General features: G+C 69.5%; 13 protein-coding genes. 8 read left to right on the top strand and 5 right to left on the bottom strand.

What is annotated here, in order from left to right; all coding sequences use genetic code 11:
- Window positions 1-156 precede the first annotated feature (156 nt).
- The 3 genes from gltX to ACFVJX_RS35105 form a co-directional block, all read right to left on the bottom strand.
- Entirely contained in the window at window positions 157-1,629 is a 1,473-nt protein-coding gene (gltX, locus tag ACFVJX_RS35115; protein WP_384136902.1) for a glutamate--tRNA ligase, read from the bottom strand.
- Window positions 1,622-2,398, bottom strand: a complete 777-nt coding sequence (locus tag ACFVJX_RS35110; protein WP_384136904.1) for a fumarylacetoacetate hydrolase family protein — start codon at window positions 2,396-2,398, stop codon at window positions 1,622-1,624. Before ACFVJX_RS35110 ends, gltX begins: the two co-directional genes overlap by 8 nt.
- Window positions 2,399-2,545: 147 nt before the next feature.
- Window positions 2,546-2,737, bottom strand: a complete 192-nt coding sequence (locus ACFVJX_RS35105) for a hypothetical protein (protein WP_384134135.1) — start codon at window positions 2,735-2,737, stop codon at window positions 2,546-2,548.
- Between the two features lie 585 nt (window positions 2,738-3,322).
- On the opposite strand from ACFVJX_RS35105, the gene ACFVJX_RS35100 reads away from it, so the two are divergent.
- The 8 genes from ACFVJX_RS35100 to ACFVJX_RS35065 all read left to right on the top strand — a co-directional run bounded on the left by ACFVJX_RS35100 (window position 3,323) and on the right by ACFVJX_RS35065 (window position 14,010).
- Window positions 3,323-7,147, top strand: a complete 3,825-nt coding sequence (locus ACFVJX_RS35100; RefSeq protein ID WP_384134132.1) for a nitrate- and nitrite sensing domain-containing protein — start codon at window positions 3,323-3,325, stop codon at window positions 7,145-7,147.
- 9 nt (window positions 7,148-7,156) lie between these two features.
- Window positions 7,157-7,570, top strand: coding sequence for a roadblock/LC7 domain-containing protein (locus ACFVJX_RS35095; RefSeq protein WP_024495006.1), 414 nt, complete (start codon window positions 7,157-7,159; stop codon window positions 7,568-7,570).
- Window positions 7,571-7,703: 133 nt separating this feature from the next.
- The gene (locus ACFVJX_RS35090; protein WP_073738726.1) at window positions 7,704-8,111 is read left to right on the top strand and encodes a DUF742 domain-containing protein; all 408 of its coding nucleotides are present in this window, start codon (window positions 7,704-7,706) and stop codon (window positions 8,109-8,111) included.
- Window positions 8,092-8,673 (top strand): ATP/GTP-binding protein, encoded by a 582-nt coding sequence (locus ACFVJX_RS35085; RefSeq protein WP_073738725.1) that lies wholly within the window; start codon window positions 8,092-8,094, stop codon window positions 8,671-8,673. Before ACFVJX_RS35090 ends, ACFVJX_RS35085 begins: the two co-directional genes overlap by 20 nt.
- Window positions 8,674-9,020: 347 nt before the next feature.
- Complete coding sequence (locus tag ACFVJX_RS35080) at window positions 9,021-12,257, top strand: nitrate- and nitrite sensing domain-containing protein (protein ID WP_384134129.1); 3,237 nt, start codon at window positions 9,021-9,023, stop codon at window positions 12,255-12,257.
- Window positions 12,258-12,267: 10 nt separating this feature from the next.
- Complete coding sequence (locus ACFVJX_RS35075; RefSeq protein WP_037779127.1) at window positions 12,268-12,681, top strand: roadblock/LC7 domain-containing protein; 414 nt, start codon at window positions 12,268-12,270, stop codon at window positions 12,679-12,681.
- An 89-nt stretch (window positions 12,682-12,770) separates the two neighbouring features.
- On the top strand, window positions 12,771-13,448 hold the full coding sequence (locus ACFVJX_RS35070) for a DUF742 domain-containing protein (protein WP_384134125.1): 678 nt from the start codon (window positions 12,771-12,773) through the stop codon (window positions 13,446-13,448).
- On the top strand, window positions 13,429-14,010 hold the full coding sequence (locus ACFVJX_RS35065; protein WP_014048542.1) for an ATP/GTP-binding protein: 582 nt from the start codon (window positions 13,429-13,431) through the stop codon (window positions 14,008-14,010). The genes ACFVJX_RS35070 and ACFVJX_RS35065 overlap by 20 nt, the downstream gene beginning before the upstream one ends.
- Before the next feature lie 117 nt (window positions 14,011-14,127).
- Here the strand turns inward: ACFVJX_RS35065 and ACFVJX_RS35060 are convergent, their stop codons facing one another.
- Both ACFVJX_RS35060 and ACFVJX_RS35055 read right to left on the bottom strand, forming a co-directional pair.
- Window positions 14,128-14,331, bottom strand: coding sequence for an acyl-CoA carboxylase subunit epsilon (locus ACFVJX_RS35060; RefSeq protein ID WP_384134122.1), 204 nt, complete (start codon window positions 14,329-14,331; stop codon window positions 14,128-14,130).
- Between the two features lie 34 nt (window positions 14,332-14,365).
- Window positions 14,366-15,364, bottom strand: a 999-nt coding sequence (locus tag ACFVJX_RS35055; protein ID WP_384196214.1) for an acyl-CoA carboxylase subunit beta, incomplete at its 5' end; no start/stop codon positions are given.

Raw genomic sequence — 15,364 nt, 5'->3', positions numbered from 1 at the left:
GGGGGGGTGGGGGCCGCCGCCCGGGGGGGGGGTGCTCGGGGGTTCTGGGGGTTTCTGGTGCTTCTGCGCCGCCCCCACACCCCCCACCCTCCCCGGGCCGGCGCCCCCGCGGGGGGCGCCCCCCCCCCCCGCCCCTCTGCCGCGCCTACGGGCGCGTTACGCGGTCAGCTTCGCCAGTGCGGCGTCCACGCGGGCCAGGGTCTTCTCGCGGCCCAGGATCTCCAGGGACTCGAAGAGCGGCAGGCCGATGGTGCGGCCGGTGACGGCGACACGGACCGGGGCCTGGGCCTTGCCGAGCTTCAGGCCGTGCTCCTCACCGGCGGCGAGGACGGCGGCCTTGAGCGCGTCCGTGTTCCACTCCGCCTCGGTCAGCTTGGCGCGGGCCGTCACGAGCAGGGCGTACGAGCCCTCCTTCATCGCCTTGGCCCAGGACGCCTCGTCGGTGACCGGCTCGTCGAGGAAGAGGAAGTCGACGTTGGCCGTGATCTCCGAGAGGACCGTCACCCGGGTCTGGGCGTGCGGGGCGATCGTCGCGAACAGGTCCGCGTCGAAGTCCTCCGGGGCCCAGGGGGCGAACGGCGCCTGCAGCCACGGACCGCACGCCTCGGTGAAGGTCTTCACATCGAGCCGGCGGATGTGCTCGGCGTTGACGTGCTCGCACTTCTTGAGGTCGAAGCGGGCCGGATTGGCGTTGACGTCCTCGATGTCGAAGGCGGCGACCATCTCGTCGATGTCGAAGATGTCGCGGTCCTCGGCGATCGACCAGCCGAGCAGCGAGAGGTAGTTGAGCAGCCCCTCGGGCAGGAAGCCGCGCTCGCGGTAGAGGTTCAGCGAGGCCTGCGGGTCGCGCTTGGAGAGCTTCTTGTTGCCCTCGCCCATGACGTACGGCAGGTGGCCGAAGGCGGGGGTCTGCTTGGCTACGCCCAGCTCGATGAGCGCCCGGTAGAGGGCGATCTGGCGCGGGGTGGAGGAGAGCAGGTCCTCGCCGCGCAGGACGTGGGTGATCTCCATCAGCGCGTCGTCGACCGGGTTGACCAGCGTGTAGAGCGGGGCGCCGTTGGCACGGACGATGCCGTAGTCCGGCACGTTCTCCGGCTGGACGGTGATGTCGCCGCGGACCAGGTCGGTGAAGGTGATCGCCTCGTCGGGCATCCGGAAGCGGACGATCGAGGTACGGCCCTCGGCCTCGTACGCCGCCTTCCGCTCGTCGCTCAGGTCACGGCAGTGACCGTCGTAACCGGAGGGCTTGCCGGCGGCGCGTGCGGCGTCGCGCCGGGTGTCGAGCTCCTCGGTCGTGCAGTAGCAGCGGTACGCGTGGCCGGCGGCGAGGAGCTTCTCGGCGACGTCCTTGTAGATGTCCATGCGCTGCGACTGGCGGTACGGGGCGTGCGGGCCGCCGACCTCGGGGCCCTCGTCCCAGTCGAGGCCGAGCCAGCGCATCGAGTCCAGGAGCTGCTGGTAGGACTCCTCGGAGTCGCGCGCCGCGTCGGTGTCCTCGATACGGAAGACCAGGGTGCCCTGGTGGTGCCGGGCGAAGGCCCAGTTGAAGAGGGCCGTCCGGACCAGGCCCACGTGGGGGTTGCCGGTCGGGGAGGGACAGAAACGTACACGGACGGGGACGTTAACCACGCTTGATCACCTTGTTGGTGAGAGTGCCGATGCCTTCGATGGTGACGGCGACCTCGTCGCCGACATGGAGGGGTCCGACCCCTGCGGGAGTGCCGGTGAGGATCACGTCGCCCGGGAGCAGCGTCATGGCTTCCGTGATGTGGACGACCAGGTCCTCGATGGAGCGGATCATCTCGCTCGTCCGGCCCAGCTGCCGTTGCTCGCCGTTGACCGTGGCCTGGATGGCGAGGTCGCGGGGGTCGAGGTCGGTCTCCACCCAGGGGCCGAGCGGGCAGGAGGTGTCGAAGCCCTTGGCCCTGGCCCACTGCTTCTCGCGCTTCTGGGCGTCACGCGCGGTGACGTCGTTGGCACAGGTGTAGCCGAAGATGACGTCCTTGACCCGTTCGCGCGGCACTTCGCGGCACATCCGGCCGATGACCACGGCCAGCTCGGCCTCGTGGTGCACCTCGTCGGAGAAGGAGGGGTACTCGATGGCGTCGCCGGAGCCGATCACCGAGGTGGTGGGCTTGAAGAAGGCGACGGGGACGTCCGGGACCTCGTTGCCGAGCTCCGCGGCGTGCTCCGCGTAGTTGCGGCCGATGGCCACGACCTTGTTGGGGAGCACGGGCGGCAGCAGCCGCACCTTGTTCAGCGGGACCTTGGTCCCGGAGAGCTCGAACTCGGCGTACGGGATGCCCTTGATGATGTCGAGGACGAGACCATCGGGCCCGTCGCCCTCGACGGCGCCGAAGGCGACATTGCCGTCGATGGAGAACCTGGCGATGCGCACGGGAAGCTGTGGCCCCTCACTTGCTGGCTGACTGAAGACTGACGCTCCAGGCTAGCGCCTCGCCCGTCGGGGCAAGCTCCCGACGGGCGAGGCGCGGGCGCACGTGAGAGGCGGGAGGCCCGCCGTAGAGGGGAGGGCCCCGCCGTATTACTCCGCGGCGGCCGTGGTGCTCTCCGGGGCCGTCATCAGGATCGTGCGGCGGGGGTTGGCCGTCTGCGTCGGCAGGTCGAGCGCGTGCTCCGGCTGCTCCGGCGTGTGCAGCGCTTCGGCGTCCTTGAGGTGCGCCAGCGTCGTACGCCGGGGGTTGGCAATGTTGCGGAACATCATCGTCGTCTTCATCTGCCGTTCGGGCCCTGTCGGTAGGGGCGCCGCCCGCGGGGGCGCCGGTTGTCGGTTTTGCCATCCCTGTAAAGCGTCAGGCTAAACATCCGATTCCCTCCGGGAGCCCGGAAGAGACAGCGATCATCATGTGAGTTTGCTCACCACGGGCCCGACAATTGCCACAATCCGGGCGGTCGGCTCCACTGGACGAACCAGACATTGCACCACTGAATGAATCATTCCGCTCCTGATCATGTCGTCTGGGACACCCGCCGCCGCCAATAGGTTCGCCCGCAATCGTCCGGTATGGCCGTGAACCGGCTCCACGGCTTGTTACATCTCCATCACAACGTGTCACCCAGGTCACAGCCCGGTACCTGGGCCTTGTTGGAGATCCTGCACTGTGCTGGAATTCCACGCACCGCCGCAGGTTTCAGGCCGGCGCGCAGGGGGCGCAACGCAGCGCCGAGCCGAGTGGCGGCGGGAAGGGGAAGAACGCCGGTCACTCAAGACCACCATGGGGCGGCACATCGCCCCACGACGCCGACACCGTTCCAACCGTCGATGACGGGGGGAACGCCTGGTCCAGAGGTTGCGACGCTAGTGCAGGGACGTTTCAAGAGGGATGGCAGCGCTGCGGCCGAACAGGAGCCGCGCGGCGGGACCGACCGCGGCTCCTCGCCCCAGCACGCCCAGAACCCCGGACCGGCCGCGGCCGGCGACAACAGCGACCGCGCCAAGCGCCCCGGCGCCGGGGCGAACGGCGGCTCCGATCCGATCACGTCGCTCAAGCCGCAGGGCCCGGTCAACACCGGATCGCGAGTGGCTCTCCGCAACTGGCGCATCAGTACCCGTCTGGTCTCCCTGCTCGCCCTCCCGGTGGTCGCGGCGACCACCCTGGGTGGTCTCCGCATCAACGACTCCATGAACGACATCCAGCAGCTGGAGCACATGCAGCTGCTGACCAAGATGACCAAGCAGGCGACCTCGCTGGCGCAGGCGCTCCAGGAGGAGCGCGACCGGTCGGCGGGCCCGCTGTCCAACGGAGTGCCTGCCGACGACTTCAAGGTCACCGAACCGCGGAAGAAGACGGACCGGGCCAAGAAGGCCTTCTTCAACGCGACCAACGACATCGGCGACACCGAGGGCGACGAGGCCCTGGAGAGCATCCACTCCAGCGTCCAGCAGATCGCCGCGCAGCTGGGCGGCATCCGCGACATCCGCAAGCAGGCGTTCGCCAAGGGCACCCCGAGCCTTCAGACCGTCGACGCGTACAGCCAGCTGATCACCTCGCTGCTGAGCCTCTCGCAGGACATGGCGCAGGCGACCAGCAGTCCCGAGATGATCAAGCGGACCCGCGCCCTGGCGGCCTTCTCCTCCGCCAAGGAGTACGCCTCGGTCCAGCGCGCGATCATCGCGGCGGCGCTGCCGGGCGGCAACGACAAGCAGCCCGAACTGGACTCGAACGACCGGCAGTTCGGCCTGGCGGCGCTGCGCAAGGAAGAACTCGCGCGCCGCTCCTTCGAGCTGATCTACACGACGACCGGCAACAACGCGGACGAGCTGACCGCCTCGCTGGACGAGGGCAACCCGGAGATCAAGGCCGCCGACACCTACGCCAAGAAGGTGCTCGACAGCCCCAGCAGCATGACCGGGACGGCCCGGCGTTCGTACCTCGACTGGTACGACCAGGACTCCAACAAGATCCAGGCCATGAAGCAGATCGAGGAGACGCTCCTCAGCGACATGGAGGGCAAGGCGCGCGAACTGCGTGACGAGTCCCAGCGCGAAGCGGTCATCTCCGGTGCGCTGATCCTGCTGGTCCTCGGCGTCTCGCTGGTCGGCGCCTTCGTCGTCGCCCGGTCCATGATCCGCTCGCTGCGCCGCCTCCAGGACACCGCGACACGCGTCGCCCAGGACCGGCTGCCCGAGCTCGTCAAGCAGCTCTCCGAGGCCGACCCGCAGGACGTCGACACCTCGGTCGAGTCGGTCGGTGTCCACTCCAGGGACGAGATCGGCAAGGTCGCCGCGGCCTTCGACGACGTGCACCGCGAGGCCGTCCGTCTCGCCGCGGAGCAGGCCCTCCTCCGGGGCAACGTCAACGCGATGTTCACCAACCTCTCGCGCCGTTCGCAGGGCCTCATCCAGCGTCAGCTCTCGCTCATCTCCGAGCTGGAGTCGCGCGAGGCCGACCCGGACCAGCTGTCCTCGCTCTTCAAGCTCGACCACCTCGCGACCCGTATGCGCCGGAACGGCGAGAACCTCCTCGTCCTCGCGGGCGAGGAGCCGGGCCGCCGGTGGACCCGCCCGGTGCCGCTGGTCGACGTGCTCCGTGCCGCCGCATCCGAGGTGGAGCAGTACGAGCGCATCGAACTGGCCGCGGTGCCCGCCACCGAGGTCGCGGGACGCGTCGTCAACGACCTCGTGCACCTCCTCGCCGAGCTGCTGGAGAACGCCACGTCGTTCTCCTCGCCGCAGACGAAGGTCCGGGTCACCGGTCACGCGCTGCCCGACGGCCGGGTGCTCGTCGAGATCCACGACACGGGCATCGGCCTCTCCCCCGAGGACCTCGCCGCGATCAACGAGCGGCTCGCCTCGCCGCCCACCGTGGACGTCTCGGTCTCCCGTCGCATGGGTCTGTTCGTGGTCGGCCGGCTGTCCCTGCGTCACGGCATCCGGATCCAGCTGCGGCCCTCCGACTCCGGTGGTACGACCGCGCTCGTCATGCTCCCCGTCGATGTCGCGCACGGCGGCAAGATGCCGGTTCCGAAGCAGGCGCCGGGCCAGCAGTCCGCTCCCGGTGGTCTGCTCGCCGGTGGTGCGCCCACCGGTGGTGGACTGCTCGCCGGCGGCAACGCCCCGCGCCCCGGTCTCGACGGTCCCTCGTCGGCCCCCGGCGGCCGGCTCGCGACCGGTCCGGGTGCCGCCCGCGGTCAGGTCGGTGCGGGCTCCGGTCCGCGGGCCGCGCTCCCCTCCCGGGACAGCGCCGCCGGCCGGTCCCAGAACCAGCCGGGCCAGCAGGGCAGGCCCGACCAGCCCGACCAGAACAGCCAGCAGAACTCCGGCTTCCAGAGCGCCGGCCTCTCCGGCAACGGTCCGCAGCGGCAGCCGCGGGACGGTTCCCGTCAGGAGCCGCCGCGTCAGGGCGGCGGCCTCTCCAACGCCTTCGGCGGCGGTGCCCGGCTGGGCGCCCGCGGCCAGGGCGACAACGCGGGCCGTACGGACGCGGGCCAGCCCGGTGGGCTGTTCGCCCATCGGCGGCCGTCGCAGAACAACCAGGGCGCGGGCAACGGCCCCGGCAGGCAGGCTCCGCAGCCCCAGCAGAACGCCGGCGGCCAGGGTGGCTTCCAGCAGCCCGGTGGTCCGGTCGACAACGGCCGTCAGCTGCCCCCGGTGGGCGGCCCGCGTGCGGAGCTGCCCGGTGGCAACCCGCAGCCGCAGCGCCCGCAGACCACCAGCTGGGGCTCCGACGAGCCGTCCGCACCCCAGCAGCGTTCCCCGCTCGACGCACCGCGCGGTCACGAGGAGCCCGAGTCCACCGGCCAGTTCCAGCGGCCGCTGAACCCGCCGCCGCTCGCCCGTCGGACGCCGCCGGACGACCGGCAGGGGCCGGGCTCGACCTCCGAGTTCGCCCGCCCGGACTTCTCGGCGCCCGCTCCGGGTGCGCAGCAGGGCCCCGGTCAGCAGACGCCGGACCCGGCGAGCACCGCGCAGTTCGCCCGGCCGGACTTCGGTCAGCAGGGCCAGGGACAGAACCAGGGACAGCCCGCGCCGGTCCGGCGTGACGGCGGCAACGCGGACTTCGGTGCTCCGCGTCCGCCCGTCGCACCGCAGCCCGACGCGCAGCAGTACCGTCCGGCCCTGCCGCAGCAGCCCGAGGCGCTTCCGCCGGCCTCCGGGCCCGGCGACGGCCGTACGCCGCTGTACGACACGCTCGAGACGAACTGGTTCCACGGTCCGCAGCAGAACGCCCAGCAGCAGAACAGCCAGCAGCAGAGCGGGCAGCAGCAGTACACCCAGCAGCCGCCCGTCGCGCCGCAGGCGCCGGCCTTCCCGCAGCAGCCCGCCGAGGAGCGCCCCGTTCCGCCCGCGCCGCAGCGTGGTACGGACGGCGGCAACGGCGTGACGAGCTCCTGGCGCGCCTCGCCGAACGACGAACTCGTCCGGCAGGCGGAGCGGGCGAAGAAGCCCGCAGCAGGCGGAATTACCACTTCCGGTCTGCCTCGCCGGGTACCGCGTGCCAATCTGGTGCCGGGCACAGCCCAGCAGCAGAACCATCAGTCCGGTCCCCAGGTATCGCGTGCGCCCGATGATGTGCGCGGGCGTCTCACCAATCTCCGCAGGGGCATCCAGCAGGGGCGTCAGGCCAACAACGGCCCGTCGACCGGCAGTTTCCCACTCGGCCCCACTCACCAGCAGGAGCGTTAGTTGAGCCCGATGAGTCAGGCCGCGCAGAATCTGAACTGGTTGATCACCAACTTCGTGGACAACACCCCCGGGGTGTCGCACACGGTGGTGGTCTCCGCAGACGGCCTGCTGCTGGCGATGTCCGAAGGTTTCCCGCGCGACCGCGCCGACCAGCTGGCGGCTGTCGCCTCCGGTCTGACATCGCTGACCGCGGGTGCCTCCCGGATCTTCGAAGGCGGCGCCGTCAGCCAGACCGTGGTGGAGATGGAACGCGGGTTCCTCTTCCTGATGTCCGTCTCCGACGGCTCCTCGCTTGCCGTACTGGCCCATCCGGACGCCGATATCGGTCTGGTCGGGTACGAAATGGCTCTGCTGGTCGACCGGGCGGGCACTGTCCTCACCCCGGACCTCCGTGCCGAGCTCCAGGGCAGCCTGCTCCACTAGGCGGCCGTGAACCGGTGACACAGACGACTACTTCAGGTATTGAAATCAACCCTCGCCCGTCCGGCCGCTTACAGCCCCCCACCGGCCCCTTCAGACGGCAAGCCGACGCCCTGCTGTCACGCCCGGAGGATTCATGACCCCGCCACCCGCCTCACCCGATCCGTACGGCGCGCTGAACCACGCGTCGTACGAAGGTGAAGGCGACCAGCCGCTGGTTCGTCCGTACGCCATGACAGGCGGCCGGACCCGACCGCGCTACCAACTAGCGATAGAAGCGTTGGTCAGCACCACGGCCGACCCGGCGCACCTGGGAACACTGCTCCCCGAGCACCAGCGGATCTGCCACTTGTGCCGTGAGGTCAAGTCGGTGGCCGAGGTTTCGGCCCTGCTGTCGATGCCGCTCGGTGTGGCCCGGATTCTCGTCGCGGACCTGGCGGAAGCCGGCATGGTGGCCATCCACCAGCCGGGCAACGGAGAGGCCGGCGGCGCGCCGGATGTGACACTGCTCGAAAGGGTGCTCAGTGGACTTCGCAAGCTCTAGTGGCGGTGCTGCCCGTGCCACCACCTCGGCGAAGATCGTGGTGGCGGGCGGGTTCGGCGTGGGCAAGACCACGTTTGTCGGTGCCGTTTCGGAGATCAATCCGCTGCGCACCGAGGCCGTGATGACGTCCGCGTCCGCGGGCATCGACGACCTGACACACACCGGAGGCAAGACCACCACGACGGTGGCCATGGACTTCGGACGCATCACCCTGGACCAGGACCTGATCCTGTACCTCTTCGGTACACCCGGCCAGGACCGCTTCTGGTTCATGTGGGACGACCTCGTACGCGGCGCCATCGGCGCCGTCGTACTGGTCGACACCCGCCGCCTCGCCGACTGCTTCCCCGCCGTCGACTACTTCGAGAACAGCGGACTGCCGTTCGTCATCGCCCTCAACGGCTTCGACGGACACCAGCCCTACACCCCCGACGAGGTGCGCGAAGCGCTCCAGATCGGACCCGACACCCCCATCATCACCACCGACGCCCGGCACCGCGGCGACGCCAAGAGCGGTCTGATCACGCTGGTGGAGCACGCTTTGATGGCTCGGCTCAAGTAGCCACAAGTCGGTACTGGTGTACGGCGGTTAAGGTAGTCACACGGGGGTGGACTGTGTCCTTTGACACGATCCACCCCCCGTGTTCATAACGTTTCGAAAGAGAATTACTTCACAGTCGACACCCGACGCGCACGCTCGGTACCGCTGTGCTCACATGAGCCTCGCCTTTTGGCGGGGCTCGTTCTTTATGCCCGTTTTATCTGAGGTCTGCGCCACTCCGAATGGCCCATTCCGACTGTTTGGAACGCGACCGTTTCCCGTGCTGGAATTCGACGAACTCCCGAGTAGTACGGCCCTGAACAAACACGGCACAGCGTAGGTGCCGACGCCGAGAGGTTGTTGGTCGAGTGAGGCGTAACAACGAGGGCTCCACGGCGCTGCCGGAGCGGGGCAACTTCACCCCGCCGCGCGCCGCGGCGTCGTCCGCCGACGTGTCCGAAGGGGCGTCTGCCGGTGGCAGCACCAGCCGGATGTCCCCGCGCAACTGGCGGGTGCCCACCCGGCTGAACGCGATTCTCCTGATCCCCGTGCTGGTCGGCCTGGTCATGGGCGGCTTCCAGGTGAAGGCCTCGATCGACACCTGGCAGGAGGCCCAGGACGCCGAGAAGACCGCGCTCATCGTGCGCGCGGCCTCGGAGTACGGGCAGGCGCTGCTGAACGAGCGTGACCTCTCCGCTCAGCCGCTGCTGTCCAACAAGCGCGACGCCTCGATCGTCAGCCAGGTCCGCGCCACCACCGACTCGGCCGCGGACAAGTTCGACACGGCCGTGAAGGACATGCCGGCCAAGCAGGGCCTGGAGCGCCGCCTCAAGCTGTTCCGGCTGGAGGAGCCCAAGCTCCCCGACCTGCGCAAGGCCGCCTACGCCGAGGCCATGGACCCGGTGAAGACCGAAGAGGGCTACGTCCAGGTCCAGCACTCCCTGATGGAGTTCTGCAACGAGCTCGGCCTCGGCACCGGCAACATCACCAGCTACGGCCGCACCGTCTACGCAATCGAGTTGGCCAAGGCTGCAGAATCGCTTCAGCGCTCCATCGGCATGCACCTGCTGGTGCGGCCCAGCCAGGAGAGCGGCAAGTTCAACGACCAGGTGAAGGCCTTCGGCTCGTACAACTACCTGGAGCAGATCGCGCTGGGTGAATTCGTCTCCGGCGGTACGGAGGCGGACTCCGCCCGGCTGAAGACGGTCATGGCCGGCAAAGCCGCCGACGGCGCCGCCAAGGTCAAGGCCGCCAAGGAGCAGGCCGACGCGGCGGGTGTGCCGTTCGTGACGCCGCCCACCGTCGACGGCTCGGTCTTCGACGGCATGGCCCAGCAGCTCGGTCTCGGCAGGAGCCCCGCCCAGCTCAAGGCGAAGGGGATCACCCCCGAGACCTGGCTGGCCGCGGCCACCGCTAAGTTCGACGGCTACACCACCGTCGAGGACGAACTCGTCGACAAGGCGGTGACCGAGGCCGCGGGCATCTCCGCCGACGCCAGGACCGACGCCATCGTCAACGCCGCGATCGTGCTCGTCGCCCTGCTGGCCGCCTTCATCCTGGCCGGACTCATGGCCCGTCAGATGAGCCGCTCGATGCGCCGGCTGCGCACCGCCGCCTTCGGTATCGCCGAGCAGCGGCTGCCCTCGCTCGTCGACCAGCTCTCCCGGACCGACCCGGGCCGGGTCGACACCCGCGTCCAGCCGATCCCGATCAACAGCCAGGACGAGATCGGCGAGGTCGCCCGCGCCTTCGACCAGGTGCACCGCGAGGCGGTCCGGCTGGCGGCCGAGCAGGCCATGCTGCGGGGCAACGTCAACGCCATCTTCACCAACCTCTCGCGCCGCAACCAGTCGCTCATCGAGGGCCAGCTGACCCTCATCACCGACCTGGAGAACAACGAGGCCGACCCGGACCAGCTGGAGAGCCTCTTCCGGCTGGACCACCTCGCGACCCGTATGCGCCGCAACGGGGAGAACCTCCTCGTCCTCGCCGGTGAGGAGCCCGGCCGCCGGTGGAACCAGCCGGTGCCGCTCGTGGACGTGCTGCGGGCCGCCTCCTCCGAGGTGGAGTCCTACGAGCGCATCGAGCTCTCCGGCGTACCGGAGACCGAGATCCACGGCCAGTCCGTCACCGACCTCGTGCACCTGCTCGCGGAGCTGCTGGAGAACGCCACGACGTTCTCCTCGCCGCAGACCAAGGTGCGGGTCACCGCGACCCGGCTGCCCGACAGCCGCGTGATGATCGAGATCCACGACAAGGGCATCGGCCTCACCGCCGAGGACTTCGCCGACATCAACCACAAACTGGCCAACCCGCCGACCGTGGACGCGGCGGTCTCCCAGCGCATGGGCCTCTTCGTGGTCGGCCGGCTGGCCGACCGGCACGGCATCCGGGTCCAGCTGCGCCCCTCGGGCGAGCAGGCCGGTACCACCTCTCTGGTCATGCTGCCGGACGCCATCACCCACGGTGGCGGCGGCGAAGGCGCCCCCGCGCAGGACGACTTCACGGTCTCCTCGATCATTCCGCAGCAGCATGCCTTCGACGCGCCGCTTCCGCTCCAGCCCCAGCTGCGCACGGCGGCGGAGCTCGGCTTCGACGACTCCCGCTACGAGGAGCCGTCGGCGGAGCCCGCGCAGCTCGACCCGGTGGGCCGCTCGCTCATGCGGGAGGAGCGCCGCGCGGCGCTGGAGGCCCAGGCGGGCGGAGAACAGCAATCGCCGTTCCCCCAGCAGCAGGAGCAGCAGCCGGAGCCGCAGGAACAGTACGAGCAGGCCGCGTATGCCGAGGACCCCTACGCCGTGAGCCAGTACGCCCGGGAACCGCAGCAGAGCGGGCAGCAGGAGCCGCAGTACGACCAGAACGCGTACGAGGGCGGTTACGACCCGTTCCGCGGTGACACCGGCTACGTCCAGCAGCCCGACTTCGACGGGCAGAACGGCTATCCGGAAGCGTCCTACGCCGCTCCCGAGTCGCCTCAGCAGGGCTACGACGGGCAGTACGCCGTCCAGCCCCAGCAGGAGGAGTGGCCGGATCAAGGCGCGTACCGGGGTGCGTACGAACCCCTGACGCAGACCGAACCGGAATCCGAGCCGAGCGCCCCCGCCGAACCGCAGGACCCCGTAGGCTTCGACCGTTCGGGCCCCGTTCCGAACCCCGGCCACGAGATGACCGAGGCCGGTCTGCCGCGCCGGGGCGGTCAGCAGCACTGGCAGCCGACGGGCCGCGGCAACGAGCGGCCCGTGGCCGCGCAGGAGCAGCCGCAGCCGCAGCAGCAGCCGGAACCGCAGCAGCCGTCGCCGGTGCAGCGGGAGGCCGACGAGACCGAAGGAACCGACGACTGGCGCTCGGCGAACGACGAGCGCTGGGAGCGGGCCGAGAAGCTCCGGGACCCCAAGGCGGGCGGGGTCACCCCGTCCGGTCTTCCCCGGCGCGTGCCCAAGGCCAATCTGGTCGAGGGCACGGCCGAGCAGACCCAGCAGGGCGGCCCCCAGGTCTCCCGCGCCCCGGAGGACGTGCGTGGCAGGTTGAGCAACCTGCGACGGGGCGTCCTGCGGGGACGTAACGCGGGTTCGGACAGCAGTAATACCTACAACCAGGAGCGTTAGTGTGAGCCCGATGAGCCAGGCGGCGCAGAATCTGAACTGGTTGATCACCAACTTCGTGGACAACACCCCCGGGGTGTCGCACACGGTGGTGGTCTCCGCCGACGGACTCCTGCTGGCGATGTCCGAGGGATTTCCGCGTGACCGCGCCGACCAGCTGGCGGCTGTCGCCTCCGGTCTGACCTCGCTGACCGCAGGTGCCTCCCGGATCTTCGAGGGCGGCGCCGTGAATCAGACAGTTGTGGAGATGGAGCGCGGATTCCTCTTCATCATGTCCGTCTCCGACGGGTCTTCCTTGGCCGTTCTTGCACACCCGGACGCCGATATCGGTCTGGTTGGGTACGAAATGGCACTTCTGGTCGATCGTGCCGGCGGTGTCCTGACTCCGGACCTCCGCGCCGAACTTCAGGGAAGTCTTCTTAACTAGTAGACAGACAGTGCGTTTCGCGTCACCGCGCCATAAGGTGCGGTGGCGCGGACCCACTGGGACCGGGACCGGCAGTCGGAGGAGGAATCGTGGGTACACCCCCAGGCGGGCACCAGTTCAACGGTGGTCAGCAGGTACCGGGTGAGCACAGGGGCGACGGCTTCGACTACCCATCCGTGCCCGGAAGACAGGATGCGCAGCAGCCTTTTCAGCCGTTCCGGCAGGCCCGGCGCTCGCAGGGTTCGGACGACTGGCCGCACCAGGAGGCACAGGGCGCGGACGACTGGCCGCAGCACACGCAGGGCTCGGAGTGGCGGCAGCAGCCCCAGCGGCCGCAGCGCCCGCACCGCTACGACTCCCCGCAGCCGCCGCCGCGCATCCAGCCGGTGCAGCCGCGACAGGCCCCCGAACCGGCCCCGGCCGCACACAATCCGCTCGTCCGTCCGTACGCCATGACAGGTGGACGGACCCGACCGCGCTACCAACTCGCGATTGAGGCGTTGGTCAGTACGACGGCTGATCCGTCCCGGCTGCAAGGGCAGTTGCCCGAGCACCAGCGGATCTGCCGGCTGTGCATCGAGATCAAGTCGGTGGCCGAGATCTCGGCCCTGCTCTCGATCCCTCTCGGCGTTGCCCGGATCCTCGTAGCCGACCTGGCAGAGGCCGGACTCGTCGCTATCCACCAGCCCGGCGGCGAAGAGTCCGCCGGTGGCCAGCCAGATGTGACACTGCTCGAAAGGGTGCTCAGTGGACTTCGCAAGCTCTAGCGGCGGAGCGGCCCGCTCCACTACCTCGGCGAAGATCGTGGTGGCAGGGGGCTTCGGCGTGGGTAAGACCACGTTTGTCGGTGCCGTTTCGGAGATCAATCCGCTGCGCACCGAAGCCGTGATGACGTCCGCGTCCGCGGGCATCGACGACCTGACACACACCGGGGACAAGACCACCACGACGGTGGCCATGGACTTCGGACGCATCACCCTGGACCAGGACCTGATCCTGTACCTCTTCGGTACACCCGGCCAGGACCGCTTCTGGTTCATGTGGGACGACCTCGTACGCGGCGCCATCGGCGCCGTCGTACTGGTCGACACCCGCCGCCTCGCCGACTGCTTCCCCGCCGTCGACTACTTCGAGAACAGCGGACTGCCGTTCGTCATCGCCCTCAACGGCTTCGACGGACACCAGCCCTACACCCCCGACGAGGTGCGCGAAGCGCTCCAGATCGGACCCGACACCCCGATTCTGACCACGGACGCGCGGCATCGGGCGGATGCGAAGAGTGCGCTGATCACTTTGGTCGAGCATGCGTTGATGGCGCGTCTGCGGTAGGGCCTGCGGCCCGCCCGTCCGGATGTACGAAAGGCCCCGCGCTCCGTTGGGAGTGCGGGGCCTTTCGTTTGGTGCGCCCGGCCTTCGGCCGGCGTGGGCCCGGTGGGCCTGTTGTGGTCAGCCCTGCCAGCTGTGGGGGGCCCGGAAGCCGGGGGTGCGCTCCAGGCGGCGCCAACCGGCTGTGGTGCGGCCTCGGTGGGCGGGGGCCTCGGTGGGCTGGGCTGCGGCGCGGGCGAGCAGGACCGCGGTTATGGCGGCCAGCTCCTCGGGGGCGGCAAGCCCCTTCTCGACGCGCAGCACGGACTCGGCGGCAGTGGTCATGGGTGTTTCTCCGTCTTCTCGGCAGTGCTGCGGACTACTGCGGGGGGTTGCCGTGCTTGCGGGACGGCAGGTCGGCGTGCTTGTTGCGGAGCATCGCCAGTGAGGCGATCAGGACCTCACGGGTCTCGGCAGGGTCGATGACGTCGTCGACCAGGCCGCGCTCGGCGGCGTAGTACGGATGCATCAGTTCGGCCTTGTACTCCTTGACCATGCGGGTCCGCATGGCCTCGGGGTCCTCGGCGTCGGCGATCTGCCGGCGGAAGATGACGTTGGCGGCACCTTCGGCGCCCATCACCGCGATCTCGTTGGTGGGCCAGGCGTAGGTGAGGTCGGCGCCGATGGACTGGCTGTCCATGACGATGTACGCACCGCCGTAGGCCTTGCGCAGGATCAGCGAGATCCTCGGCACCGTGGCGTTGCAGTAGGCGTAGAGCAGCTTCGCCCCGTGCCGGATGATTCCACCGTGCTCCTGATCGACGCCGGGCAGGAAGCCGGGTACGTCCAAAAGGGTGACGATGGGGATGTTGAAGGCATCACACATCTGGACGAACCTTGCGGCCTTCTCGCTCGCCTCGATGTCCAGGACGCCGGCCAGGGCCTGCGGCTGGTTGGCGACGATGCCGACGACCTGTCCGTCCAGGCGGGCCAGCGCGCAGACGATGTTGCGGGCCCAGCGCTCGTGGATCTCCAGGTAATCGCCGTCGTCGACGAGCTCCTCGATGACCTTGTGCATGTCGTACGGGCGGTTGCCGTCGGCGGGCACCAGGTCCAGCAGGACGTCGCCGCGCCGGTCGGCCGGGTCGTCGCTCGTGACCGTGGGCGGGTTCTCGCGGTTGTTCGAGGGCAGCATCCCGATCAGGTAGCGGACCTCGGCGATGCAGGTCTCCTCGTCGTCGTACGCGAAGTGCGCGACGCCCGAGGTCTCGGCGTGCACATCGGCGCCGCCGAGGCCGTTCTGGGTGATCTCCTCGCCGGTGACCGCCTTCACGACGTCCGGTCCGGTGATGAACATCTGGGAGGTCTCGCGGACCAT

Origin of the sequence: Streptomyces sp. NPDC127177 (assembly GCF_042672475.1) — a bacterium.
GTDB lineage: Bacteria > Actinomycetota > Actinomycetes > Streptomycetales > Streptomycetaceae > Streptomyces.
The sequence above is the reverse complement of the archived record's forward strand: the minus strand, read 5'-3'. Positions and strand labels throughout refer to the sequence as shown.

What these genes read in the sequence shown, in the direction of transcription:
- ACFVJX_RS35095 (WP_024495006.1), top strand. Translation starts at nt 7,157, where the DNA reads ATGAGTCAGGCCGCGCAGAATCTGAACTGGTTGATCACCAACTTCGTG.
- ACFVJX_RS35090 (WP_073738726.1), top strand. Translation starts at nt 7,704, where the DNA reads ATGACCCCGCCACCCGCCTCACCCGATCCGTACGGCGCGCTGAACCAC.
- ACFVJX_RS35060 (WP_384134122.1), bottom strand. Translation starts at nt 14,331, where the DNA reads ATGACCACTGCCGCCGAGTCCGTGCTGCGCGTCGAGAAGGGGCTTGCC.
- ACFVJX_RS35105 (WP_384134135.1), bottom strand. Translation starts at nt 2,737, where the DNA reads ATGAAGACGACGATGATGTTCCGCAACATTGCCAACCCCCGGCGTACG.
- ACFVJX_RS35075 (WP_037779127.1), top strand. Translation starts at nt 12,268, where the DNA reads ATGAGCCAGGCGGCGCAGAATCTGAACTGGTTGATCACCAACTTCGTG.